The sequence below is a fragment of the Caulobacter sp. GW821-FHT10F06 genome, from assembly GCF_058809215.1.
Genome location: NZ_JBXASK010000005.1, coordinates 44,554 through 64,461, shown reverse-complemented (window position 1 = coordinate 64,461; position 19,908 = coordinate 44,554). Strand labels below are relative to the sequence as shown.

Here is a 19,908-nt window from a genome sequence, read left to right as displayed (position 1 = left end):
TTCTCCTCAGGCCTTCTGGGCGTCCGGATGCAGGTTGGGATGGGCGGCGACGATCGCCGGATGTTGATGGGCCTTGGCCACGGCGGCGTTGATCGCCGGATAGGGCGTCATGTCCACGTGGAAGCGGGCGGCGTTATAGACCTGCGGCACGAGACAGCAATCCACCAGACCCGGCGCGTCGCCGAAGGCGTAGCCCCGGCCGTGCTGGGCGACCATCGGCTCCAGCGCCGAAAAGCCGTCGGCGATCCAACGCTGGGCCCAGGCGTCGCGGCCGTCCTGGTCGACGCCCAGCTGGGTCAGGGCCCGCAAGATGCGCAGATTGTTCACCGGATGGATGTCGCAGGCGATGATCTCGGCCATGGTTCGCACCGTCGCCCGGTCGAAGGCGTCGGTCGGCAACAGGCGCGGCTCGGGATGCGCCTCGTCCAGCCACTCCAGGATCGACAGGCTCTGGGTCAGGCGACGACCGTCGACCTCCAGCGTCGGCACCAGGGCCTGGGCGTTGAGGGCGCGATAGGCCGGATCGTGGTGCTGGCTGGTGACCAGGTCGACCGGACGGATCTCGTAGTCGAGGCCCTTGAGGTTGAGGCCGATGCGCACCCGGTAGGGCGCGCTGGCCCGCCAGGCGCTGTGCAGCGTCAGCTTCATGGCGACCGCTCCTAGACCAGGGTGAAGGCCAGCCGGCCCACACCCTCGACCTCGCCGACGATCTGGTCGCCGCGCACGATCGGGCCGACGCCTTCGGGCGTGCCGGTGAAGATCAGGTCGCCGGCGGCCAGCGTCCACAACTGGCTGGCCTTGGCGATCACCTCGGCGACGTTCCAGATCATGTCGGCGATCTCGCCGCGCTGCTTTTCCTCGCCGTTGACGGTGAGCCAGATCGCGCCTTCCGGCGGCGGGCCGCTCATCGGACGGATGGCGGTGATCGGGGCGCTGGCGTCGAAGGCCTTGCCGGCTTCCCACGGATGGCCCTTGGCCTTAGCGGCGTTCTGCAGGTCGCGGCGGGTGAGATCCACGCCGACCGCGTAGCCGAAGACGAGGTCGATCGCCTGCTCGGGCGTCAGGTTCTCGCCGCCGGCCTTCAGGGCCGCGACCAGTTCGATCTCGTAATGCAGGTCGGATGTGGCCGGCGGATAGGGCACGCTCGTCGCTTCCGTGACCAGGGCGTCGGCCGGCTTGGCGAAGAAGAACGGCGGGTCGCGGCTGTCGGCGCCCATCTCGCGCGCGTGGGCGGCGTAGTTTCGCCCTACGCACAGGATCCGGCGCACCGGAAAGACCTCGGTCGAACCCTCGACCGGAACCGTGGAAAGGGCGGGCGGGGGAAAGGCGTATGTCGTCATGCCGCCTGATTAGACCCAAACCGCCCGCTTCAAAAGCGCCCCGATCAAGGTTATCGCGCGTTAGAAATCTTCGGGGCGCGGCGAGCGTCTAAACGTTCTTTCACTTGCTCATCCCCGCACAGCCGAGTCATGACGATTGTGGGGTTTTTTGGGCGACTACTTCGTACGGGGGCTGTGAGCGCGCGCATGCTGATCATCGAGAACCTGACTCACGTCTATGGCGACGGAAAACGCGCGCTCGATGAGGTCAGCCTGACCATCCCGAGCGGCATGTACGGGCTCCTGGGTCCGAACGGCGCCGGCAAGTCGACCTTGATGCGCACCATCGCCACCCTGCAGGCCCCGACCTCCGGCCACATCCGCTTCGGCGACATCGACGTGCTGAAGACCCCGGAGCTGTTGCGCCGCACCCTGGGCTACCTGCCGCAGGATTTCGGCGTCTATCCGCGAGTCTCGGCCTACGACATGCTCGACCACATGGCGGTGCTGAAGGGCATTTCCGGCGCCAAGGCGCGCAAGGAGACGGTCGAGAGCCTGCTCAACCAGGTCAATCTGTGGGACGTCCGCAAGCGGGCCCTGGCCGGGTTCTCGGGCGGCATGCGCCAGCGCTTCGGCATCGCCCAGGCCCTGATCGGCGATCCGCGCCTGATCATCGTCGACGAGCCCACCGCCGGCCTCGACCCCGAGGAGCGCAACCGCTTCCTGAACCTGCTCGCCGAGATCGGCGAGAACGTGGTGGTGATCCTGTCGACCCATATCGTCGAGGACGTGTCGGACCTGTGTCCGGCCATGGCGATCATCTGCGACGGCCGCATCGTCAAGGAAGGCGCGCCGACCGATCTGGTGGCCCAGCTGAAGGGCCGCATCTGGAAGAAGATCATCGACAAGAGCGAGCTGGAGGCCGCCCGGGCCCGCCACAAGATCATCTCCACCCGCCTGCTGGCCGGCCGCACGGTCATCCACATCGAGTCCGAGCAGGACCCGGGCGACGGCTTCGCGCCGGTCGAGGGCGGCCTCGAGGACGTCTATTTCTCGACCCTGTCCGCCACCCGCCGCGCGGCGTAGGAGGACAGCCGGATGTTTCGCAAGATCGCGGGCTTCGAGCTCCGCTACCAGTTGAAGTCCCCCGTCTTCTGGGTGGTGGCGACGATCTTCTTCCTGCTGACCTTCGGGGCGGCCACGATCGACCAGATTCGCATCGGCGGCGGCGGCTCGATCCACAAGAACGCCCCGTTCGCGATCGCCCAGACCCACCTGATCCTGTCGATCTTCTACATGTTCGTGACCACGGCGTTCGTCGCCAATGTGGTGGTGCGCGACGACGAGACCGGGTTCGGGCCGATCCTCCGCTCCACCCGCATCCGCAAGTTCGACTATCTCTACGGTCGCTTCACCGGCGCCTTCCTGGCCGCTGCGATCTCGTTCCTGGCCGTGCCCCTGGCGATCTTCATCGGCTCGTTCATGCCGTGGATCGATCCCGAGCGCCTCGGGCCCAACATCCTCGAAGCCTACCTCTTCTCCTATTTCGCCCTGGCTCTGCCGGCGCTGTTCCTGACCTCGGCGATCTTCTTCGCCCTGGCCACGGTGACCCGCTCGATGATGTGGACCTATGTCGGCGTCATCGCCTTCATGGTGCTGTGGATCATCGCCGGCATCGCGCTGGACCGGCCCGAGTTCGAGAAGAGCGCGGCGATCTGGGAGCCCCTGGGCACCGCCGCCTACGGCCTGGTGACCAAGTACTGGACCGCCACCGAGCGCAACACGATCACCCCGCCCCTGGCCGGCGTGCTGCTGTGGAACCGCGTCTTCTGCCTGACGGTGTCGAGCGCCTTCCTGGCCGCCGCCTATTTCCTGTTCAACGTCCAGCCGGCCGAGCTGTCGGGCTCCCGGAAGGTCAAGAAGGCCAAGGCGGGCGCGGCCGATCGCGACGCCGCGCCGATCCTGGCCGCAGGGCCCCTGCCGGTCCCGACCTATGACGGCAAGGCCGCCTGGGCCCAGCTGGTCGCCCGCACGCGGCTGGACATGGGCCAGGTGTTCAAGAGCCCGGCCTATTTCGTGCTGCTGTTCCTGGGCCTGGCCAACGCCATGGGTTCGCTGTGGTTCGCCACCGACGCCGGCCGCTACGGCGGGGTGATCTATCCGGTCACCCGCGTGCTGCTGCAGCCGCTGACGGGCTCGTTCGGCCTGATCCCGATGATCATCGCCATCTACTATTCGGGCGAACTGGTCTGGCGCGAGCGCGAGAGGAAGACCCACGAGATCATCGACGCCACACCCGTGCCCGACTGGGCCTTCGTCGGGCCCAAGACCCTGGCCATCGCCCTGGTGCTGATCTCGACCCTGTTCGTCAGCGTGCTGGCCGCGATCATCAGCCAGCTGGCCCACGGCTACACCAACCTGGAGCTGGGCAAGTACCTGCTGTGGTACGTGCTGCCGCAATCGGTGGACTGGATCCTGCTGGCGGTGCTGGCGGTGTTCCTGCAGGCGATCAGCCCGCACAAGTTCATCGGCTGGGGGCTGATGGTGATCTACATCGTCGCCACCATCACCTTCGGCAACCTGGGTCTCGAGCACAAGCTCTACACCTATGGCGCCACGACCGAGACCCCGTTCTCGGACATGAACGGCCAGGGCAAGTTCTGGATCGGGGCCTGGTGGCTGCGGCTCTACTGGAGCGCCTTCGCCCTGGTGCTGGTGGTTCTGGCCTATGGCCTGTGGCGTCGCGGGACCGAGAGCCGGCTGTGGCCGCGCATCCAGCGCCTGCCCGGCCGCATGACCGGCAAGGCCGGCCTGACCCTGGTCTCGGCCCTGGTCGTGGCGCTGGCCAGCGGCGTCTTCATCTTCATCAACACCAATGTCTGGAACGACTACCGGACCCGGATCGACAACGAGAAGTGGCAGGCCGACTACGAAAAGACCCTGCTGCCGTTCGAGAACACGCCGCAGCCCAAGATCGTCTCGATGCTGATGGAGGTCGACCTCTATCCCGGCGAGCCGCGCGTCTCGACCTGGGGAGCCTATGTGATCGAGAACCGCACGGGCGCGCCGCTGAAGGAGATCCACGTCCGCTTCGACCGTGACCTGACCGTCAAGGGCCTGTCGATCCAGGGCGCGCGCTCGAAGAAGACCTACGACAGGTTCAACTACCGCATCTTCGCCTTCGACACGCCGATGGCGCCGGGCGAGCGGCGCAAGATGAGCTTCACCACCGAGCGCGCCCAGAAGGGCTTCCCCAACAGCGACGCCGAAAGCCGGGTCGTCGACAACGGCACGTTCCTGAACAACATGGAGATCGCGCCGATCCTGGGCATGTCGCGCGACGGCCTGCTGAAGGACCGCGCCAAGCGCCGCAAGTACGGCCTGCCCGCTGAGCGCCGCATGGCCAAGCTGGGCGACGCCGCGTCGATGCAGTTCAACGGCCTGCGCAAGGACGCCGACTGGGTGTCGTCCGACATCACCGTCTCGACCCTGGCCGACCAGACGCCGATCGCGCCGGGCTACAAGGTCTCCGACACGGTCAAGGACGGCCGTCGGGTGGCGCGCTTCGTCACCGAGGCCCCGATCCAGAACTTCGTCTCGATCCAGTCGGCCCGCTACCAGGTCGCCCGCGAAAGCTACAAGGGCGTCGACCTGGCCGTCTATTACGACGCCCAGCATCCCTGGAATATCGACCGCATGAAGACGGCGATGAAGGCCTCGCTGGACTACATGTCGACGGAGTTCAGCCCCTACCAGTTCCGCCAGCTGCGGTTCCAGGAGTTCCCCGACTACGCCCAGTTCGCCCAGTCGTTCGCCAATACGATCCCGTGGTCGGAGGGGATGTTCTTCATCTCCGACTACCGCAAGCCCGACAAGATCGACATGGTCACCTATGTCGGCGCTCACGAGATCGGCCACCAGTGGTGGGCCCACCAGGTGATCGGGGCCGACCAGCAGGGCGGCGCCATGCTCAGCGAGACCCTGGCCCAGTACTCGGCCCTGATGGTGATGAAGCGGATGTACGGCGAGAGCCAGATCCGCAAGTTCCTGAAGTTCGAGCTGGACAGCTATCTGCGCGCCCGCGGCGGCGATCCGATCGAGGAGCAGCCGCTCTACAAGGTCGAGGAGCAGCCTTACGTCTATTACCGCAAGGGCTCGCTGGTCATGTACCGGCTGCAGGACGAGATCGGCGAGGCGGCGGTCAATCGCGCTTTGCGCAAGCTGATCAAGGACCACGCCTTCAAGGGCGCGCCCTATCCGACGACGCTGGACTTCCTGGCCGCCGTGCGCGCCGAGGCGCCCGCCGACAAGCAAGCCCTGATCACCGACCTCTTCCAGAAGATCACGCTTTACGATCTGAAGACCAAGTCGGCGACGTCGAAGAAGCGCGCCGACGGCCGCTATGACGTCACCCTGACGATCGAGGCCCGGAAGATGTACGCCGACGGCAAGGGCAAGGAGACCTCGGCCGTCCTGAACGAGACCATGGATGTCGGCCTGTTCACGGCCGAGCCTGGCAAGCCGGCGTTCAAGGCCGGCAATGTCGTGCTGCTGGAGCGCCGTCCGATCCGCTCTGGCGTCCAGACCCTGACCTTCACGGTCGCCAAGCCGCCGAAGTTCGCCGGGGTCGATCCCTACAACACGGTCATCGACCGCAACGGCGACGACAACACCATCAAGGTCGGCGGGTGAGCGAGGACGGCGCCCTCAAGCTGGACGCCGATGCGCTGAACGCCTTCCTGCGCAGGGCTTTTCCGGAGGCGGACCCGCAGCAGATGGCGTCGGTGCTGGAGGTCGAAGAGGGCCGGGCGCTGCTGAAGCTGCCCTATGCCAGCCGGCAGCTGCGGCCGGGCGGGGTGATCTCGGGTCCGACCCTGATGACCCTGGCCGACACGGCGGCCTACGCCGTGGTGCTGGCCCATATCGGCGAGGTGGCCATGGCGGTCACGACCTCGCTGACGGTCCATTTCCTGCGCGGCTGCAAGCCGGGCGACCTCCATGCCGAGGCGGTTTTGCTGAAGCTTGGACGCCGCATCGCCACGGTCGACGTGTTGATGTGGAACGAGAGCCGCGAGCGCGCTGCGGCCAAGGCGACGGTGGCCTACGCCATTCCGTAGTCATCCACTTCAAACCCAAAAATACTTGTCATCCCGGCCGCAGCGAAGCGGAGAGCCGGGACCCAGGGGCCAGTGCAGTGCGGTTGCCCCTGCGTCCCGGACAGCCTCTGCGAGGCTTCCGGGATGACAAGATTTTGGTGGAAGTTTGGAGGTCGTCCTTAGTTCACGAAGCCCTTCTTCAGGCCTTCGGCGTGGTTCAGGTGTTCCTGGACGGTCGGGGCCGTGGCGGCGGCGAAGGCCTTGATGGCCGGGGTGTCGCCGTCCTGGGCGTAGCGCTGCAGCAGGTTCAGGGCCGCCTGGTGGGCGTCGACCTGGCTGTCGGCGTACTTCTTGTCGAAGTCCTTGTCGTCGGCCTTGGTCAGGTCATCGAGCTTGGACTGCAGGTCTTCCGGCAGGGCGGCCGGCGGAGTGATGGCGGCGCCCGAGGCGGCGATGGCGGCCTTCAGCGACTCGGTGCTCTTGGCGTGGGCCGTCTGCATCATCGCGGCGAACTTCTTGACCTCGGCGTTGGTCGAGCGCTTGGCGGCCAGCTTGGCGGCTTCGATCTCGAACATGTCGCTGGCGGCGGCCTTGGCGACGAACACGTCGGCCTTGGTTTCGTCCGACGGCGTCGGAACGGTCGCCGCCGGGTTGGCGTCCGGGGTCGCGGCCTGTTCCGAAGGCGTGGCGGCGCCCTTGGTCTCTTCGGTCTTGGGACCGCAGGCGGCGAGGCTGAGGGCGGCGAAAGCGGCGCCGACGATGAGAATGTTGCGGGTCATGGCTGTGTTTCCCTGCGCATTTTTCCTAGAGGATGTCCCCGGGGCGGCGTCGCGCTGCGCCGCGTGTGATGACAAGAACATCACGGGGCCGTGAACGGTTCCGGACCCGAGGGGGATATCGACATGAGCGCATCGTCGGCGACGGGCCCCCTGGCCGGACTGCGGGTCATCGAAATGGGCTCGCTGATCGCCGGGCCCTTCTGCGGTCAGGTGTTGGGCGATTTCGGCGCCGAGGTGATCAAGCTGGAGGACCCCAAGGTCGGCGATCCGATGCGCCAGTGGGGCCGGTCCAAGCCCAAGGGCCTGTCGCCCTGGTGGCCCGTGATCGGCCGCAACAAGAAATCGGTCACCGTCGATCTGCGCACGGACGAAGGCCGTGACCTGGCGCGCAGCCTGATCCTGAAGGCCGATGTCGTCGTCGAGAACTTCCGCCCCGGCACGCTGGAAAAGTGGGGCCTGGGCTATGAGGCGCTGGCGAAGCTCAATCCGGGCTTGGTGATGGCGCGGGTCTCCGGGTTCGGACAGACCGGACCCTATGCCAGCCGGGCCGGCTACGCCCTGGTCGGCGAGGCCATGGGCGGCCTGCGCCACATCACCGGCGAGCCCGACCGCAATCCCGCCCGGGCCGGCATCTCGATCGGCGACAGCCTGTCGGGCCTGAACGCCGCCCTGGGCGTGATGATGGCCCTGCACGCCCGTCAGCGCACCGGCAAGGGCCAGGTGGTAGACGCGGCCATCTATGAGAGCGTGTTGACGGTGATGGAGAACCTGATCACCGAGTACGACCTGACCGGCTATGTCCGCGAGCGGTCAGGGGCCGTGCTGCCCGGCATCGCGCCGTCCAACGTCTACCCCACCAAGAGCGGCGAACTGATCCTGATCGGCGCCAACCAGGACACCCTGTTCCGACGCCTGTGCGATCTGATGGGCCGGCCGGACCTGGCCGACGACGTCCGCTATCGCGACCACGCCGCGCGCGGGATCCACCAGGCCGAGCTGGACGCCCGCATCGCCGCCTGGACCGCCGACCACGAGATCGAGGACCTGCTGCCCCGCATCGAGGCGGCGGGCCTGGCCACCGGCCGCATCTACCGCGCGCCCGACATGCTGGCCGACCCGCAGTTCATCGCCCGCGACTCCATCGTCACCGTGCCCCATCCGGTGTTCGGCCAGGTGAAGATGCAGAACGCCTTCCCGAAGCTGTCCGAGACGCCGGGCGAGGTGCGCTGGGTCGGGCCGACGCTGGGGGAGCACACCGATGCGGTGCTGCGCGAGGTGGCGGGGGTGTCTGAGGAAACGATCGCGGGGTTGCGGGCGCGGGGGGTGTTGTAGAGGCGGAGGACTTGCCCCCTCCGCGCCTTCGGCGCTCCTCCCCCATAGGGGGAAGATAAAGATCGGCGGAGCTCATCTTCCCCCTATGGGGGAGGAGGGTCGCGAAGCGGCCCGGAGGGGGCAAGTCCGCCGCCGTCCCTAATGCCGGTCCGTCACCTCGGCGATCGCCCGCGCGATCTGGTGCACGTTGTACGGCTTCCGCACGATCGGCGCGTCGAAGCCCATCGGGGCGGCCTTGTCGGCATAGCCGGTGGCGAACACGAATGGTCGGCCATGCTGACGCAGGATCTCGGCGACCGGGGCCACCGACTGGCCATTGAGGTCGGCGTCCAGCACCGCGACGTCGAACTCCTGGTCCAGCATCGACAGCGCTTCGCTGAGCTCGGCCGCGCAGCCGACCACTACGACCCCGGCGTCCTCGAGACCCGCTTCCAGCTCCAGGGCCAGCAGCAAGCTGTCCTCAACGATCAGCACCTTCAGGCCGGCGATGGCCCCGGGGCGGATGTTCTCGTCGGCGGCGATCAGGGTCTCGATGATCCGCTCGGGCGCCGCGGCCTTTTCGGGTTCGGGCGGCGGGCCGTCGGCCAGCGCCTCGGGCGAGGCCTGGATCAGGGCGCTGAGGCCGCCGCGCTTGTATTCCATGCGGGCCCGGCCGCCCAGTTCGCGGCCGACCACGTCCTCGATCAGGGTGGCGCCGAAGCCGCGTTTCTCGGGCGGAGAGGTCGCCGGTCCGCCGGTCTCCAGCCATTCCAGCGAGAAGCCGCCGTTGGGGCCCCGCCGCCACACGACCTCGACCTTGCCGTTCTCGTTGGACAGGGCGCCGTACTTGACCGCGTTGACGGCCAGTTCGTGCAGGGTCAGCGACAGGGCCGAGGCCGCGCGCGGAGTCAGGAACAGTTCGGGCCCGTCCCAGCGGGTCTGGGTAGGGGCCAGGCCGCCCAGCTCGGCGGCGGCGATCCGCGCCAGGGTGGCGCCGCGCCAGCGGGCGGCGCTGAGCAGGTCGTGGGCCGAGCTCATCGACTTCAGACGGCCGGCGAAGGTCTTCAGGAACACGTCCAGCGACGCCGACTTGCGGGCCGACTGCGCGGCCACCGACTGCACGACGGCCAGCAGGTTCTTGATGCGATGGTCCAGCTCAGCCAGCAGGCTCTCGCGCTGCTCGTCCTGCTGCTTGCGGTCGGTGATGTCCTGGATGACGCCGATCAGCCGGGTGGGCTGGCCCTGTTCGTCCAGGGTCATGACCCCCGCGGCGCGGTTCCACTGGATGCGGCCGTTCTCGTCGGGATTGCGCCGGAATTCCACCTCGTAGCGGCCGCGCTTGCGCAGCTGGTCGTCGACCGTGTGCTGGATCTCGGCGCGGTCATCGATGTGGACATAGGGAAACAGGGCTTGGCCGTCCTCGGCCGGGATCACGCCCTCGGGCAGGTTGGCGATCTTGGCCAGCCTTGGGCTGATCCGATAGATGTCGAGCGCGCGGTCCCATTCGAACTCGCCGAGGCTGGCCGCGCCGATGGCCAGGGCCAGGCGCTCGCTCTCGAGCGCGCCGGCCTTGCCGTTCTTCAGGCCCACCGACAGCTCGGTCATCGCCAGGGCGGCCAGATCGGCCAGGGCCTGGGAATCGGCCGGCGCGACGGCGGCGCGGGGTGCGGGGTCCTCGACGGTCAGCACGCCCACCACCTGGCCGGCGGCGTCGATCACCGGCGCGCAAGCCAGCAGGCCCACGCCGGCGGGCGCGAAGCCCTTCAGTCCCGCATCGGCCTCGGCGTTGGCGCAGAGCAGAGGCTCGCGGCGCTCGATCAGCAGCCGGGCCAGGCGCAGCGACGTCGCGGCCTGGCCGACGCCGGCCTTGCGCCACAGGCCGTTGTCCTCGACCAGCAACAGGGCGGCGCGGGGAGCCTCGAACAGGCGGGCGGCCAGGCGCACGACGCGCAGGAAGCGGGGGTCATCGACCGAGCCGTCGCACGCCTTCAGGGCGTTCACGGCGCGCAGCCGGGCGGCTTCGTTTTCAGCGTCCTGCGCGGAACGGGCATCGTCCATGATCGGACCATAGACTTGCTTCGCGTCAGGCGCGAGTGTCGATGAAGATTCCGCGTGGTGAAGCTTCAACCTGCGCGCTATCATGGAACCGTCCACCAGAGCTTCGCGTTGACGGGGCTCAGCTTGTCGCCAGCCCGCTCTGTTGTCGGCCGCGTCACGAACCGGAGATGATCATGCCCGCCAACGTTCTGAAGACCGCCGCCAAGGACGCCGAGGCCCTGAAGGACACGGCCACGTCGGCCGCCAAGGACGCCGAGCACAGCTTCGTGGAAGCCGCTGCTCACGCCAAGGCGTCGCTGGCCGAAGCCGCCAAACGCGTCGAGAAGTCGGTCGCCGAGGGTCTTGAGACCCTGCGCGCCCAGAGCCGCACCTACACCGACACCGCCGGCCAGCAACTGGACGACGCTCAACGCTATGTCACCGAGCGCGTTCGCGAACGCCCGCTGACGGCCACCCTGGCCGGCCTGGGCGTCGGGGTCCTGCTGGGCCTGCTCATCGCCGGCAATCGTAACAACCGGTGATCTTCGAAAAAACCCTCATGACGCTCGCGGCTGCGGCGGCCATCGCGGCCGCGGCGGCCGTCGGCGTGTTCGCCGCGGCGTTCGCCCTGCACGCCGTCCTGCAGCCCCAAATCGGCTCTGCCGGCGCCGCCGCGGTGGTCGCCGCTGTCGCCGCCTTGATCGTGGCCATCGCCGGCCTCCTGGCCGCGCGCAAGGCCGAAGGCCGTCATCATCATCATGCGCCCCAGCAGGGCTACGGCGCGCCGCAGGACTTCAGCTTCGCCGAGAAGATCGTCGAGATCGTCAAGGATCGTCCGCTGGTCTCCATCGGCGCGGCGCTTGCCGCCGGCGTCTTCGCGTTGAAAAATCCGACCCTGACGGCGGCCGTGGCCAAGGCCTTCATGGAAACGCGGCAGCCGCCGCGCTAAGTCGTCTTCGTTCGCGCGTTCCCCTCCTCCCTTTCGGGAGCGCAATTCCATGGAGTGACCATGCCGTACACCCTGCCCGACCTTCCCTACGCCTATGAGGCGCTGGAGCCGACCGTCTCGGCCAACACCCTGCATTTCCACCACGACAAGCACCACGCCGCCTATGTCACGGCCCTGAACGGCCTGCTGAACGGCGACGACAAGGGCTCGCTGGAAGAGGTCATCAAGACCGCCGCGCCCGGCAAGGTGTTCAACAACGCCGCCCAGGCCTGGAACCACGCATTCTTCTGGGACGCCATGAGCCCGACCAAGACCGAGCCCAGCGCCGAGCTGTCGGCCGCCATCACCGAGGCGTTCGGCGACCTGGCGTCGCTGAAGACCGCCTTCGTCACCGAAGGCGTCGGCCACTTCGCCTCGGGCTGGGTGTGGCTGGTGTCGGAAGGCGGCAAGCTGAAGGTCATCTCGACCCACGACGCGGCCACCACCGTCACCCAGGACGGCGTCACGCCGCTGCTGGTCTGCGACGTCTGGGAGCACGCCTACTATCTGGACCACCAGAACAACCGGAAGGGCTTCCTTGAAGCCTGGTTCGACACGGTGGCCAACTGGTCGCTGGCCGACAGCCAGTTCGCGGCCGCCAAGGGCGCGGGCGAAGCCTGGGCCTACCCGGCTCCGACCGCCTAAGCGTTTGATTCGTTAACAGGAACGATCGTCGATCGACGCGCGTTTGGACTTCGGCGGGGCATGCGGCCTCGCCGAAGGTTCGGAGGCGCGAATGCTCAGATGGGCGTTGATCTTCCTGGCGGTGGCCGTGGTCACGGCCATGCTGGGCTTCACCAGCGTCGCCGGCGCCAGCATCGGCCTGGCCAAGATCCTGTTCTACGTCTTCGGCACGCTGTTCCTGGGCTCGCTGACCCTGAGCCTGTTCCAGGACCGCTCCGTCACCTGACACCTTTGCGGCGCGGCGAAAGTCGCGCCGTTTTCGCGACTAGTCCTGGCGCCGCTCGAAGGCCCAGGTGCGCCAGACCTGGAAGTCCGTGCGCTCGAACGCCAGGGCCGTGACCCGGATCTCGCGGCCGTCGATCTCGATGACATTGAAGCTGGGCGGCGCGCCGCGTTCGCGGACCGACAGCGTGCCCGAGCCCACCGCCACGGTCTTGCCGTCGCCGAACGGGTAGGGCGCGACGAAGGGCGTGTGGATGTGGCCCGACAGCACGATGTCGGCGCCGGCCGCCACCAGGGTCTCGGCCATGTGCGTGCCGCCGCGCACCCTGGCGGTCATCGGGCCGCCGGTGATCTCGATCAGGGGGTGATGGCAGACCACGATGCGGGCGTCGCTGGCCGGCGCGGCTTGCAGGCGCGCCTTCATCCGCCGAGCCTGGCCGCTGGACACTGCGCCCTTCGACCAGTTCCAGCGGATCTGGGCGCCGCGCGCGGTGTTGAACGCGAAGACCGAGGCCCGATCGCCATGCCAGGCGACGTCGTCGGACGGTCCGAACCGCGCCTCGTAGCGCTTCCAGGGCGAGACCAGCCGCTCGATGATCTCCAGCGGCCCCAGATAGGGCGTGTCGTGATTGCCCGGGGCGACCAGCTGCGGCTGGGGCGCGCGGTCCAGCCAGGCGCGGGCGGTGTCGAACTCGGTCACCGCCCCGTCGCGGGTCAGGTCGCCGGCCGCCACGAACAGGTCCGGCTGCTCGGCGTGGAAGCGCGCGATCGCCGCCTCGGTGGCCGCCTGGTTCTCGCCGCCGAAATGGACGTCCGAGACCTGGACCATCTTGAAGGGCTTGCCGCTGCTCATGCCGACGCGGCCTCGTCGGGCAGGGCGACGGCGCGGAATGCCTTGGGCCGGAAGCGGACCTGCACCTCGGGGCCCAGCCGCATCGGCTCGCCGTCGAGGATGGCCGGGAGGTGTCCGCCGGCCCAGACCTTGCCGATCCGGCAGCGGCCCATGCTGACCGACGGATCGTCGCGCCAGGAGCCGGTGATCGCGCTGACGCCCAGGCGGAAGATGTCGACGGCGCTGGACGGATCCAGGGCCGCGGCCTCCAGCGCCCGCTCGTCCTCGGCCAGGGCGGTCGAGACCAGCGGACACATCAGGGTCAGGGCCTCGGTCTTCAAGGTCGGCCGGCCGTCCAGCGAGATCCGCAGGCGGCCCGAGAAGGCGCGGCGGAAGGCCCGCTGGGCGCGCATCACGGCCAGGTCCAGCTTTCCGGCCCGCACGGCCTCGCGGGCGTCGGCCCACAGGGCGGGGCTGCCCAGGATGGCGGCGACATAGAACGGCCGCCCGGCCACCTCGCCGCCCGAGACCATCCGCGGCGCCCCGGTCTCCAGGCAGGCGACCAGGGCCTCCTGCCAGGTCCGCTCGCCATAGAAGGCGCGGGGCAGCATGTTCATGGTGCCGCCGGGCAGGGGGGCGATCGGCGGACCGTCGGGCCCGGACAGCTCGGCCGCCGCCCGCGCCGTGCCGTCGCCGGCCAGGATGAACACCGCGTCCGGCGCGCTGTCGATCACCGAGCGCAGACAGGTGTTCAACTCGCCGTCGCCGGGGGCGTGGACCACGCCGGTGACGCCGTGCTCGGCCAGGATCTGTTCGGCCAGGGCCGGGGCCTTCGGCCCGACGGAGCCCGAAGCGATGTTGGCGATGATCTCGACGCGCCGCACAGGCGTTTCCCCCGGGTTGACTGGACAGTCTGGCAAACGGCGCAGCTTCGCGCAGGTTCCGCCCCGCGCCCTCTCTCGGACTCGGCTCCGGGCCCGATAGCGGAACCTTGGATCGGCCAGACCGTTAGCCTGACCAGAACAGCTCGATGGGAGAGCCCCCAATGAAGAAGACCCTGATCGCCCTGATGGGTGTCGGCCTGATCGCTTCGGCCTGCACCTCCACGGGCAATGTGGAACGCAACGCCGCGGGCGGCGCGGCCCTGGGCGCCCTGGCCGGCGCCGTGATCGGCAACAATGTCGGCGGCGGCGACGCCGGGACCGGCGCGGCCATCGGCGCGGCCATTGGCGGCACCGCCGGCGCCGTGAAGGGCTGTCGCGAAGACGGCGGCTGTGGCGCCAGCACCGTCAACCGTCGCCAGTACTATGACGAGCGCGCGGGTCGTTATTACTACTACGACTCCCAGAGCGGCCGCTACTTCTGGGAAGATGGCCGTCCGCGTTAAGGCGCCGCCATCTCGATGATGAACCCAAGGGGCGGCCGGCTGATGTCGGTCGCCCTTTCGCATGTCCGGATCAAAAGGGGAGGCCACTTGATGAAGACCACGACGAAGTCCTTGGTTCTGATGAGCGTGATCGGCGCGACCTTGGCCGGCTGCGCCTCGACGCCCTGGCCGCCGCGCAGCCGCGCGTCGATCGAGGTCGCCCAGCCGGCGTGCGCCGACTTCCAGGTGTCGATCTATTTCGAGCGCGACGCCGACCAGGTCACCCGCGAGGCCCGCTCAGTGCTGGCCAGCGCCAGAACCATGGCCAAGGGCTGCACCGTCGTCAGCGCCCGGGTGGTGGGTCTGGCGGACGCGGTCGGGACCTCCGAAGTCAATCTGGCCCTGTCCAAGCGCCGCGCCGCTTCGGTGACCCAGGCCCTGACCAAGGTCGGCTTCGGCAAGGTCGAGATCGACCAGATGGCCGTGGGCGACCTGGGCGCCGGCAGCACAGCCGGGACGGCCGCGCCGCTGCGCCGCCGCGCCGACATCTTCTTCGACCTGGCCGCGCCGACCAAGCGCTGAGCCCGGCCTTCGGCCGCCCCGCCCGCGCCTCGGCGTCGGCGGGGTTTTCGCCATGCGCGGGTCGACCATAAGGAAAGGGCGGGCCGATGACCGGTCCGCCCAAAGGTCGGATAAAAAAGGGGGGTGCGGAGGCAGCAGACCGGCTTTCGCCAGTCTCAAGTCGGGGGGGCGTCGCCGCCTCCGCAATGTGAAAACGCGACCTCCAAAACCTGGTTCCCGCCCAACGCGATTTTTTCGAAACTTTTTTTCGAGCCCTCGAAATCGCCCGGCCCGCTTGGCTGAAACGGAACAGGCCACCCTCAGGGACGTTGTTCAGATGACGGTCAAGCGGACCGTTTTCGCGAATGAGGGGAACGTCATGATCCGGACCTATCAGGCCCAACATGGCGGTATGGTTTTCCAGACGGCGCCGACCCGGCGTCAGAAGACCTTGCGGACACGGTTCCTGGCCTTGGTGGTGATCGCGACCGTCGCGGCCTCCACTGGCGTCGTCCAGGCGTTCAATGCGCGCGCAGCCAGCGCCGCGGCGTCCGGTTATTCAATGCCTTGAAGGAGGACTTCATGCCCGCCGATATTCATCCCGCGCCTCGCCTGAACGCCACCCGCGCGCGTCAGGGCCGTTGGGGCCAGCACATCTTCTGGATTCTCGTGGTTTCGACCGTCCTGGCGGCGATCGGCCTGTTCGGGGCCTGGGGCTTCCGCTCGGGCGACCTGGCGTCGGTCGAGCACAACAACGGCGCCAAGACCCCTGCCGAGGCCAGCCGCTACACCACCGAACAGACCCCGGCCCGTCAGACCACCGCGCCCGGCGGCTGATCGGCTCCTTATCTTTCGCGATACGCACAAACGAAAACGGCCGCTCCCGAAGGAGCGGCCGTCGCCGTTTTGGGGGTGGTCTTTTTAGGCGTATCAGGCGGCCTTCTTGGTCCGGCGCGGATGGAAGAACAGCGCTTGGCCGATCGCCGCCTTCACCGTTTCCGGCTGGAAGGGCTTGGTGATCAGGAAGGTCGGTTCCGGGCGCTCGCCGGTCAGCAGGCGCTCGGGGAAGGCGGTGATGAAAATCACCGGAACGTCGAGGCGGGCCAGGATGTCCTTGACCGCGTCGATGCCCGACGAACCGTCGGCCAGCTGGATGTCGGCCAGGACCAGACCCGGCGTCTTGCGGGCCACGGCGTCAATCGCCTCGCCGCGGGTGGCGGCGATGTCGGTGACTTCGTGACCCAGCTCGCGAACCAGGGCCTCGATGTCGGCGGCGATCACCGGCTCGTCCTCGATGATGAGGACGTCGGTGGCCAGTTCCGCGTCGATCTCGTTCTGGGCCTCGGCGATCAGGCGCTCGACGTCGCCGAACTCGCAGCTGAGGATCTGGGCGGCCTCGGTCGGCGTGAAGCCTTCCAGGGCGGTGAGCAGGAACGCCTGGCGCGAACGCGGAGCGATGCGCATCAGACGCTGCGAAGCGTCGTCGGCGGCCGTGACGCTGTCGTCGCGACGGGCTTCGAGCTGCGCGCCCGAGGACAGCCAGATCGCGTGGAACACGCGATACAGCGCCACGCGGGGCGACAGGTCGTTATCCAGCGAGCGCTCGCCGGCGGCGAGGGCTTCCAGAGCCACGCGGACATAGTGGTCGCCGGTGTTCTGGTCGCCGGTGAGGGCGCGGGCGTAGCGACGAATATAAGGCAGATGCGGCGCCAGCCGAGCAAGAAGACTCATGACCCCTCCCGATGCGGTGTCTTCAGAAAAAACGCTATCCAACGGTCAAGCTAGGCCGTTCGATCAGGGTCTTAAACGCCGCCTTATCAAGCAGGTTCCGCTGATCGTCGAATTTTGCAATCTTACGCCCAAGCTTCGGGAACCGGATACGGAAATCGACGTTGACGTCTGGCAGAGACACATTCGGCCAAAGGGGGCGGGCGCTGCGTTATTTCGGCGTCGAGGACATGATCGAACACGTACCCATGGAAGATCACCGTAAAGGCGCCGCGGCGCTCGACGAAGCCCGACTGCGTCAGCAGGCCATCGGCGTAAAGCTGCGCCAGATGTTCGACGAGGTCGTCAACGAAGCGGTCCCGGACGAGTTCCTGGACATCCTGCGCAAGGCCGACAAGCCCGCGGGAGAAGAATGAGCATGACCGACGACGTCCAGGTCGGCCGTTCGCCCTTCGACCCACAGCGCGACACCCTCTTCAAGAAAGAGCTGGTCACGCTGATTCCGCATCTGCGCGCCTTCGCGCGCACGCTCACGGGTGATCCCACCGCCGCCGACGACCTGGCGCAGGACGCCATGATGAAGGCCTGGGACGCTCGCGCCAGCTTCCAGCTGGGCACGAACATGAAGGCCTGGACCTTCATGATCCTGCGCAACCAGTTCTATTCGGAAAAGCGACGGTCCTGGCGTCAGAGCCAGCTCGACCAGGAAGCCGCCGAGCGCACCCTGGTGGCGGTCGACGATCCCGAGGCGCCCGTCGCTCTGGACGAACTGCGCCTCAGCCTGGGCATGCTTCCCGCCGAACAACGCGAAGCCCTGATCCTGGTCGGCGCGGGCGGCTTCGCCTACGAAGAGGCCGCCGAGATCTGCGGTTGCGCCGTGGGCACCGTCAAGAGCCGCGTCAGCCGCGCCCGCCGCGCGCTGCAGGCCATCCTTGAAGCCGGCGCCTATGATCGCGATGGTCAGGCGGCTGGCGAAGCCATGGGCTCCATCCTGGCGGACGCGGAGCGGCTGAGCTCCTTGCGGTGAGACCTTTCGCGGGCCAAGGCCCCAGCGCCATGACATCGATCCGCGTCCGTCTGGCCGTGGCTCTGTCCGTCGCGCTCCTTCCCGTCCTGATCCTGGGCGTCCTGCAGTCGGTGTTCGCTTTCCAGGCGGAGGCCGACTCACGCCGTCAGAGCCTGGAGCTGGCGGCCGGACGCAGCGCCGCCATCGCCCGGGCCCGCATCGAGGCGGCCGGCGTGCTGCTCCAGACCTTGGGTCCAGGCTCGGTGGGCCTGGAATGCGCTCAGCGCCTGGCCGATGTGCGCGCCCGCCTGCCGGGCTACGCCAACCTGATCCGTTTCGATTCCCGGGGCCGGGTGTCCTGCGCCGCGTCCACCACGCCCGCCGATCCCGCCCGCGCCGGCCGGGCCTGGTTCCTGGAGCTTCAGGGCGGCGAGGCCATGGTCGTGGCCAGTGCGCCCGGCGCGGTCTATGCCAACGAGCCGGCGGTGCTGGCCGGCGTCCGCGCCAGCGACAGCCAGGGCTTCGACGGCGCCATGGTGGCGGTGCTGACCCTGCGCAGCCTGCAACTGGAGACCACCAACCGCTTCCTGCCCGAGGGCGCCGAGGTGGCCCTGGTCGATTCCCACGGCAAGGTGTTCGCCGCCACCCGCGCCGAGGTGTTCAGCACGCCCCCCGTCGGCTGGCGCGCCCGCGCCGTCGAGCGCGGGGCGTTCCTGTGGTCGGCCAAGGACCAGCGCCACCGCACCCGCTCCTATTCCGCCGCGCCCCTGGGCGAGAACGGCGTGTTCCTGATCCTGTCGGCGCCGTCGCCGGGCCTGTTCTCCTGGGCCTCGATCAATCCGATCTCACGCCTGATCCTGCCGTTGCTGGCCTTCGTGGCGGCGCTGGTGGCGGTGCTCTACGCCGCCGAGCGGGCCGTGATCCGCTGGATCATCTATCTGCAGCGCGTGGCGGCGATCTACGCCAAGGGGCGCTTCACTGTGCGCCCGCTGCAGGCCGAGCGCGCGCCGCCCGAGATCCGCGAGTTGGCCGCCACCCTCGACCACATGGCCGGGGCCATCGTCGCCCGTGACGCCTCGCTGATGGACAACCTGGCGGACAAGGACGCGCTGATGCGCGAGATCCACCACCGGGTGAAGAACAATCTGCAGATCATCACCTCGCTGCTGAACATGCAGCAGCGGGCCCTGACCGATCCGGCGGCCAAGGCGGCGATGAACGACACCCGCCAGCGGATCACCGCCCTGGCCCAGATCTATCGCGCCCTTTACCAGGGGCCCGACCTGAAGCGCGTCGACCTGCGGCCGTTCATGGAAGAGCTGACCGCTCAGCTGCTGGCCGGCGACATCTCGACCTCGGGCGCGGTGCGCACCGAGGTTCATGCCGACCCGCTGGTCATCGATCCCGACCGCCTGGCTCCGATCGCCTTGTTCGCCGTCGAGGCCATCACCAACGCCCAGAAACACGCCTTCAACGATCGCGGCGGTGTGCTGTGGGTGAACTTCGCCGTGCGCGGCGAGGAGGCCGAGCTGTCGATCGGCGACGATGGTCCCGGCGCCGGCAAGGGCCCCGGCGAGGGCGTGGGGCGGACCCTGATGAACGCCTTCGCCCGCCAGCTGCGCGGCAAGGTGACGTTCGAGAGCTCCGACGCCGGAGGATTGCTTGTGCGCCTGGTGTTTCCGACGCCTCAAGCGCCAGGATCGACCGGAACCTAGCTTCGCCGGAGGCGTTGTTTGCGCGACCGGGTTCAACCCTATCCGGACCAAACACTGCGGAGATCACCATGCGCAAGATCATCATCCTGGCCGCCATCGCCGCCAGCCTTTCCGTCGCCGCCTGCAACACCGTCGAAGGCGCCGGCAAGGACGTCTCGTCGGCCGGTAAGGCCGTCAGCGACACCGCCAAGGACGCCAAGTAGTCCACACGGCGTTTTTCTTCGAGAGCCCGTCGGTCGCGAGACCGGCGGGCTTTTCGCTGTC

At 68.3% G+C, this 19,908-nt stretch carries 23 protein-coding genes; 16 read left to right on the top strand and 7 right to left on the bottom strand.

Features of this window, described 5'->3' with window-relative positions; genetic code table 11:
• Window positions 1–6: 6 nt before the first annotated feature.
• Both maiA and AC1RUS_RS12230 read right to left on the bottom strand, forming a co-directional pair.
• A complete protein-coding gene (gene maiA / locus AC1RUS_RS12235; RefSeq protein WP_492916434.1) occupies window positions 7–648 on the bottom strand; it encodes a maleylacetoacetate isomerase in 642 nt (213 codons plus the stop codon).
• 11 nt (window positions 649–659) lie between these two features.
• Window positions 660–1,340, bottom strand: a complete 681-nt coding sequence (locus AC1RUS_RS12230; RefSeq protein ID WP_492916432.1) for a fumarylacetoacetate hydrolase family protein — start codon at window positions 1,338–1,340, stop codon at window positions 660–662.
• A gap of 186 nt (window positions 1,341–1,526) precedes the next feature.
• On the opposite strand from AC1RUS_RS12230, the gene AC1RUS_RS12225 reads away from it, so the two are divergent.
• From AC1RUS_RS12225 to AC1RUS_RS12215, 3 genes are read left to right on the top strand one after another with little or no spacing between them, the layout of a single operon-like run.
• Window positions 1,527–2,405 carry an ABC transporter ATP-binding protein gene (locus AC1RUS_RS12225; RefSeq protein WP_492916430.1) on the top strand — a complete coding sequence of 293 codons (879 nt, stop codon included), beginning with the start codon at window positions 1,527–1,529 and terminating at the stop codon, window positions 2,403–2,405.
• A gap of 12 nt (window positions 2,406–2,417) precedes the next feature.
• Window positions 2,418–6,011 (top strand): M1 family aminopeptidase, encoded by a 3,594-nt coding sequence (locus tag AC1RUS_RS12220; RefSeq protein ID WP_492916428.1) that lies wholly within the window; start codon window positions 2,418–2,420, stop codon window positions 6,009–6,011.
• On the top strand, window positions 6,008–6,436 hold the full coding sequence (locus AC1RUS_RS12215) for a PaaI family thioesterase (protein WP_492916425.1): 429 nt from the start codon (window positions 6,008–6,010) through the stop codon (window positions 6,434–6,436). Before AC1RUS_RS12220 ends, AC1RUS_RS12215 begins: the two co-directional genes overlap by 4 nt.
• 158 nt (window positions 6,437–6,594) lie before the next feature.
• On the opposite strand, the gene AC1RUS_RS12210 is transcribed toward AC1RUS_RS12215, so the two are convergent.
• Window positions 6,595–7,194: a DUF4142 domain-containing protein gene (locus AC1RUS_RS12210; RefSeq protein WP_492916423.1), complete on the bottom strand. Its 600-nt coding sequence runs from the start codon at window positions 7,192–7,194 to the stop codon at window positions 6,595–6,597.
• 123 nt (window positions 7,195–7,317) lie between these two features.
• Here AC1RUS_RS12210 and AC1RUS_RS12205 point away from each other — a divergent pair, with 123 nt between their 5' ends.
• Window positions 7,318–8,526: a CaiB/BaiF CoA transferase family protein gene (locus AC1RUS_RS12205; RefSeq protein WP_492916421.1), complete on the top strand. Its 1,209-nt coding sequence runs from the start codon at window positions 7,318–7,320 to the stop codon at window positions 8,524–8,526.
• 138 nt (window positions 8,527–8,664) lie between these two features.
• Here AC1RUS_RS12205 and AC1RUS_RS12200 read toward each other — a convergent pair whose 3' ends face one another.
• Window positions 8,665–10,563 carry an HWE histidine kinase domain-containing protein gene (locus AC1RUS_RS12200; protein WP_492916419.1) on the bottom strand — a complete coding sequence of 633 codons (1,899 nt, stop codon included), beginning with the start codon at window positions 10,561–10,563 and terminating at the stop codon, window positions 8,665–8,667.
• A gap of 173 nt (window positions 10,564–10,736) precedes the next feature.
• Here AC1RUS_RS12200 and AC1RUS_RS12195 point away from each other — a divergent pair, with 173 nt between their 5' ends.
• The 4 genes from AC1RUS_RS12195 to AC1RUS_RS12180 all read left to right on the top strand — a co-directional run bounded on the left by AC1RUS_RS12195 (window position 10,737) and on the right by AC1RUS_RS12180 (window position 12,440).
• Window positions 10,737–11,084 carry a hypothetical protein gene (locus tag AC1RUS_RS12195; protein WP_492916417.1) on the top strand — a complete coding sequence of 116 codons (348 nt, stop codon included), beginning with the start codon at window positions 10,737–10,739 and terminating at the stop codon, window positions 11,082–11,084.
• A 17-nt stretch (window positions 11,085–11,101) separates the two neighbouring features.
• Window positions 11,102–11,491, top strand: a complete 390-nt coding sequence (locus AC1RUS_RS12190; RefSeq protein ID WP_492916415.1) for a hypothetical protein — start codon at window positions 11,102–11,104, stop codon at window positions 11,489–11,491.
• A gap of 60 nt (window positions 11,492–11,551) precedes the next feature.
• Window positions 11,552–12,175: a superoxide dismutase gene (locus AC1RUS_RS12185; protein ID WP_492916413.1), complete on the top strand. Its 624-nt coding sequence runs from the start codon at window positions 11,552–11,554 to the stop codon at window positions 12,173–12,175.
• A gap of 91 nt (window positions 12,176–12,266) precedes the next feature.
• Window positions 12,267–12,440 carry a DUF1328 domain-containing protein gene (locus AC1RUS_RS12180; protein ID WP_492916411.1) on the top strand — a complete coding sequence of 58 codons (174 nt, stop codon included), beginning with the start codon at window positions 12,267–12,269 and terminating at the stop codon, window positions 12,438–12,440.
• 39 nt (window positions 12,441–12,479) lie between these two features.
• On the opposite strand, the gene AC1RUS_RS12175 is transcribed toward AC1RUS_RS12180, so the two are convergent.
• Window positions 12,480–13,289 (bottom strand): metallophosphoesterase family protein, encoded by an 810-nt coding sequence (locus AC1RUS_RS12175; protein ID WP_492916409.1) that lies wholly within the window; start codon window positions 13,287–13,289, stop codon window positions 12,480–12,482.
• Window positions 13,286–14,152 carry a diacylglycerol/lipid kinase family protein gene (locus AC1RUS_RS12170; protein WP_492916407.1) on the bottom strand — a complete coding sequence of 289 codons (867 nt, stop codon included), beginning with the start codon at window positions 14,150–14,152 and terminating at the stop codon, window positions 13,286–13,288. The genes AC1RUS_RS12175 and AC1RUS_RS12170 overlap by 4 nt, the downstream gene beginning before the upstream one ends.
• Window positions 14,153–14,313: 161 nt before the next feature.
• Here AC1RUS_RS12170 and AC1RUS_RS12165 point away from each other — a divergent pair, with 161 nt between their 5' ends.
• The 4 genes from AC1RUS_RS12165 (at window position 14,314) to AC1RUS_RS12150 (ending at window position 16,032) form a co-directional block, all read left to right on the top strand.
• The gene (locus AC1RUS_RS12165; protein WP_492916405.1) at window positions 14,314–14,655 is read left to right on the top strand and encodes a YMGG-like glycine zipper-containing protein; all 342 of its coding nucleotides are present in this window, start codon (window positions 14,314–14,316) and stop codon (window positions 14,653–14,655) included.
• Window positions 14,656–14,745: 90 nt separating this feature from the next.
• Complete coding sequence (locus AC1RUS_RS12160) at window positions 14,746–15,216, top strand: OmpA family protein (RefSeq protein ID WP_492916403.1); 471 nt, start codon at window positions 14,746–14,748, stop codon at window positions 15,214–15,216.
• 358 nt (window positions 15,217–15,574) lie between these two features.
• Window positions 15,575–15,766 carry a hypothetical protein gene (locus tag AC1RUS_RS12155; protein WP_492916401.1) on the top strand — a complete coding sequence of 64 codons (192 nt, stop codon included), beginning with the start codon at window positions 15,575–15,577 and terminating at the stop codon, window positions 15,764–15,766.
• Window positions 15,767–15,777: 11 nt separating this feature from the next.
• Window positions 15,778–16,032: a hypothetical protein gene (locus tag AC1RUS_RS12150; protein WP_492916399.1), complete on the top strand. Its 255-nt coding sequence runs from the start codon at window positions 15,778–15,780 to the stop codon at window positions 16,030–16,032.
• A gap of 93 nt (window positions 16,033–16,125) precedes the next feature.
• Here the strand turns inward: AC1RUS_RS12150 and phyR are convergent, their stop codons facing one another.
• Window positions 16,126–16,926, bottom strand: coding sequence for an anti-anti sigma factor/receiver protein PhyR (phyR, locus tag AC1RUS_RS12145; RefSeq protein ID WP_492916397.1), 801 nt, complete (start codon window positions 16,924–16,926; stop codon window positions 16,126–16,128).
• A gap of 227 nt (window positions 16,927–17,153) precedes the next feature.
• Between phyR and nepR the strand changes: the two genes are divergently transcribed.
• The 4 genes from nepR (at window position 17,154) to AC1RUS_RS12125 (ending at window position 19,847) form a co-directional block, all read left to right on the top strand.
• A complete protein-coding gene (nepR, locus tag AC1RUS_RS12140; RefSeq protein WP_492916395.1) occupies window positions 17,154–17,339 on the top strand; it encodes an anti-sigma T factor NepR in 186 nt (61 codons plus the stop codon).
• Window positions 17,340–17,341: 2 nt separating this feature from the next.
• Window positions 17,342–17,950 carry a sigma-70 family RNA polymerase sigma factor gene (locus tag AC1RUS_RS12135; protein ID WP_492916393.1) on the top strand — a complete coding sequence of 203 codons (609 nt, stop codon included), beginning with the start codon at window positions 17,342–17,344 and terminating at the stop codon, window positions 17,948–17,950.
• A 29-nt stretch (window positions 17,951–17,979) separates the two neighbouring features.
• The gene (gene phyK / locus AC1RUS_RS12130; RefSeq protein ID WP_492916391.1) at window positions 17,980–19,644 is read left to right on the top strand and encodes a sensor histidine kinase PhyK; all 1,665 of its coding nucleotides are present in this window, start codon (window positions 17,980–17,982) and stop codon (window positions 19,642–19,644) included.
• 68 nt (window positions 19,645–19,712) lie between these two features.
• Window positions 19,713–19,847 carry an entericidin A/B family lipoprotein gene (locus AC1RUS_RS12125; RefSeq protein ID WP_492916389.1) on the top strand — a complete coding sequence of 45 codons (135 nt, stop codon included), beginning with the start codon at window positions 19,713–19,715 and terminating at the stop codon, window positions 19,845–19,847.
• Window positions 19,848–19,908 lie beyond the last annotated feature (61 nt).

What these genes read in the sequence shown, in the direction of transcription:
- maiA (WP_492916434.1), bottom strand. Translation starts at nt 648, where the DNA reads ATGAAGCTGACGCTGCACAGCGCCTGGCGGGCCAGCGCGCCCTACCGG.
- AC1RUS_RS12190 (WP_492916415.1), top strand. Translation starts at nt 11,102, where the DNA reads ATGACGCTCGCGGCTGCGGCGGCCATCGCGGCCGCGGCGGCCGTCGGC.
- AC1RUS_RS12225 (WP_492916430.1), top strand. Translation starts at nt 1,527, where the DNA reads ATGCTGATCATCGAGAACCTGACTCACGTCTATGGCGACGGAAAACGC.
- AC1RUS_RS12210 (WP_492916423.1), bottom strand. Translation starts at nt 7,194, where the DNA reads ATGACCCGCAACATTCTCATCGTCGGCGCCGCTTTCGCCGCCCTCAGC.
- AC1RUS_RS12185 (WP_492916413.1), top strand. Translation starts at nt 11,552, where the DNA reads ATGCCGTACACCCTGCCCGACCTTCCCTACGCCTATGAGGCGCTGGAG.
- AC1RUS_RS12125 (WP_492916389.1), top strand. Translation starts at nt 19,713, where the DNA reads ATGCGCAAGATCATCATCCTGGCCGCCATCGCCGCCAGCCTTTCCGTC.
- AC1RUS_RS12175 (WP_492916409.1), bottom strand. Translation starts at nt 13,289, where the DNA reads ATGAGCAGCGGCAAGCCCTTCAAGATGGTCCAGGTCTCGGACGTCCAT.
- AC1RUS_RS12135 (WP_492916393.1), top strand. Translation starts at nt 17,342, where the DNA reads ATGACCGACGACGTCCAGGTCGGCCGTTCGCCCTTCGACCCACAGCGC.
- AC1RUS_RS12230 (WP_492916432.1), bottom strand. Translation starts at nt 1,340, where the DNA reads ATGACGACATACGCCTTTCCCCCGCCCGCCCTTTCCACGGTTCCGGTC.
- AC1RUS_RS12165 (WP_492916405.1), top strand. Translation starts at nt 14,314, where the DNA reads ATGAAGAAGACCCTGATCGCCCTGATGGGTGTCGGCCTGATCGCTTCG.
- AC1RUS_RS12220 (WP_492916428.1), top strand. Translation starts at nt 2,418, where the DNA reads ATGTTTCGCAAGATCGCGGGCTTCGAGCTCCGCTACCAGTTGAAGTCC.
- nepR (WP_492916395.1), top strand. Translation starts at nt 17,154, where the DNA reads ATGATCGAACACGTACCCATGGAAGATCACCGTAAAGGCGCCGCGGCG.
- AC1RUS_RS12150 (WP_492916399.1), top strand. Translation starts at nt 15,778, where the DNA reads ATGCCCGCCGATATTCATCCCGCGCCTCGCCTGAACGCCACCCGCGCG.
- AC1RUS_RS12180 (WP_492916411.1), top strand. Translation starts at nt 12,267, where the DNA reads ATGCTCAGATGGGCGTTGATCTTCCTGGCGGTGGCCGTGGTCACGGCC.
- AC1RUS_RS12155 (WP_492916401.1), top strand. Translation starts at nt 15,575, where the DNA reads ATGATCCGGACCTATCAGGCCCAACATGGCGGTATGGTTTTCCAGACG.
- AC1RUS_RS12160 (WP_492916403.1), top strand. Translation starts at nt 14,746, where the DNA reads ATGAAGACCACGACGAAGTCCTTGGTTCTGATGAGCGTGATCGGCGCG.
- AC1RUS_RS12205 (WP_492916421.1), top strand. Translation starts at nt 7,318, where the DNA reads ATGAGCGCATCGTCGGCGACGGGCCCCCTGGCCGGACTGCGGGTCATC.
- phyR (WP_492916397.1), bottom strand. Translation starts at nt 16,926, where the DNA reads ATGAGTCTTCTTGCTCGGCTGGCGCCGCATCTGCCTTATATTCGTCGC.
- AC1RUS_RS12195 (WP_492916417.1), top strand. Translation starts at nt 10,737, where the DNA reads ATGCCCGCCAACGTTCTGAAGACCGCCGCCAAGGACGCCGAGGCCCTG.
- AC1RUS_RS12200 (WP_492916419.1), bottom strand. Translation starts at nt 10,563, where the DNA reads ATGGACGATGCCCGTTCCGCGCAGGACGCTGAAAACGAAGCCGCCCGG.
- phyK (WP_492916391.1), top strand. Translation starts at nt 17,980, where the DNA reads ATGACATCGATCCGCGTCCGTCTGGCCGTGGCTCTGTCCGTCGCGCTC.